The organism is Nocardia sp. NPDC060220, from assembly GCF_042727815.1.
Lineage (GTDB): Bacteria > Actinomycetota > Actinomycetes > Mycobacteriales > Mycobacteriaceae > Nocardia.
In genome coordinates this window covers 1-1,825 of record NZ_JBHWZY010001130.1, presented here as the reverse complement: position 1 = coordinate 1,825, position 1,825 = coordinate 1, and the positions used below count along the sequence as shown (strand labels likewise).

Here is a 1,825-nt window from a genome sequence, read left to right as displayed (position 1 = left end):
GGTGCGATCGTCGCGGCGCAGCAGGCGGAAGGCCATACGCAGGCTTCGGTCGAGCAGGAAGGCGATGGCGAAGCTGATCGGGACCATGCCGACCACTCTTGTCGGTCACCGGTTGGTTCCTCCTTCGACGTGGGCTGAGCGTAGCCGAGGTCGAGCGTTTTTCAAAAACGCTTCATGGTGTATTCGAATTAGCTAATTTGAAACGTGTTCTACACGCTCTCTCGAAGGAAAATTCCATGCTGACTCCCCAGGACGAACTGCTCTGCCACCAACTGCCGACGACCTTCGACCACGTCGCCCAGAGCGATCTGCGCTGGACCGAACGCGTCGTGCTCTACGGCTTCGACACCACCGGCCGGGTCAGCGTCATGACCGGCATGGCGCGCTACCCCAACCGCAATGTGATGGACGCCTACGCGATGGTCACCATCGACGGCACGGCGCACGTGGCGCGGTTCTCGCGCGAGATCAGCGGCAAGTACGACGACCTGGGCGCCTGGCAGATCGGCCCCTACCGCTACGAGATCACCGAGCCGCTGCGCGGCGTGCGCGCGACCCTCGGCGACAACGACCACGGCCTGCGCCTGGAACTGAACTTCGCCGGCCAGTTCCCCGCCTACGAGCAGGAACCCGCCTTCTTCCGCACCCGTGGCCGGGTCCGTGAGGACGCCCGCCGCTATTACCAGAACGGTGAGATCTCCGGGTGGCTCGAGGTCGACGGCGAACGCATCGAGATCGATCCCGGCACGTGGTGGTTCGGCCGTGACCACTCGTGGGGCACCCGTCACGGCGGCGGTGGCGGCAGCCTCGGTGAGGGCGGCGGCTTGCAGCCTTCGGAGATTCCCGACGGCGTGCTGTACTTCATGGGCATCTTCCAGTTCGACGACGAGCTGGTGCATTTCGCGCAGCGCGAGACCGCCGACGGGCAGCGCTGGCACTTCGAGGGGTCGATCCAGCGCCCGATCGAGGCGGAAGTACCGACCGTGCCGATCGTCAGCGTGACCCATGACCTGAAGTTCCGTGACGACTTCCGGATCGTGTCGGAGGGCTCGTTCACCACCGACGCCGCCGACGGCAGCGTGCGTACCTTCGCCGTCACCGCACTGCACGATTTCTGGCCCGGTCTGGCCGGCTACGACATGTATCGTGGCTACGCGTCGGGGATCTGGAAGGGCGAGTCCTACAGCGACGGCTACACCGTAGATCTCTCCGATACCGCCGAACTGCGCCCGGTGAGCATGCTCACCGAGACTTTCGTCGAGGTCGAGTCCAGCGACGGCAAGGTGGGCTACGGCCTGGTCGAGATGGTGTTCATGGGCCGCAATGCCCGGTACGGGTACGAGGGCTACTGATGACTACTCGCCCCACCGCCGAGGACCTGCCGAGCGCTGTCGTTCCCGTGTTGCGCCACGGTTTTCCCGACGCCGAGTCCGCGCGGGTGACGAACTGGTCCGCCAGCCCGCGTGGTCTCGCCACCGAGACCTTCCTGTTCGACCTCGAACGGGAGGACACCGAGCCGGTCTCGCTGGTGCTGCGCCGCCCGCCCGAGGTGGCGCTGTTCCCCGACTACGACCTGTTGCGTCAGGTCCTGGTCATGCGCCGCCTGGCCGATACTCCGATCGCCGTTCCGGCGGTGCGGTGGCTCGAACGCGACGACACGACGCTGGGTAGCCCGTATTTCGTCATGGACCGCATCGATGGCTCGGCCCCGGGCGACCTGCCGTCCTACCACTCGGCGGGTCTGTACTTCGACGCCGAACCCGCCGATCGCGCCAAGATGTGGTGGGGCTGCGTCGACACCATCGCCGAGATCCACCAACTCGAC

At 65.9% G+C, this 1,825-nt stretch carries 2 protein-coding genes; both read left to right on the top strand.

Annotated elements, in window-relative coordinates; translation table 11 throughout:
- Window positions 1-236: 236 nt before the first annotated feature.
- On the top strand, window positions 237-1,352 hold the full coding sequence (locus tag ACFWF3_RS34455) for a hypothetical protein (protein ID WP_379318220.1): 1,116 nt from the start codon (window positions 237-239) through the stop codon (window positions 1,350-1,352).
- Window positions 1,352-1,825: phosphotransferase (locus tag ACFWF3_RS34450; RefSeq protein WP_379318218.1), on the top strand; the 474-nt coding region annotated here is incomplete at its 3' end. The genes ACFWF3_RS34455 and ACFWF3_RS34450, both read left to right, overlap by 1 nt.

Bases quoted from the DNA above. Each gene is read 5' to 3' on its own strand.
- ACFWF3_RS34455 (WP_379318220.1), top strand. From the start codon at position 237: ATGCTGACTCCCCAGGACGAACTGCTCTGCCACCAACTGCCGACGACC.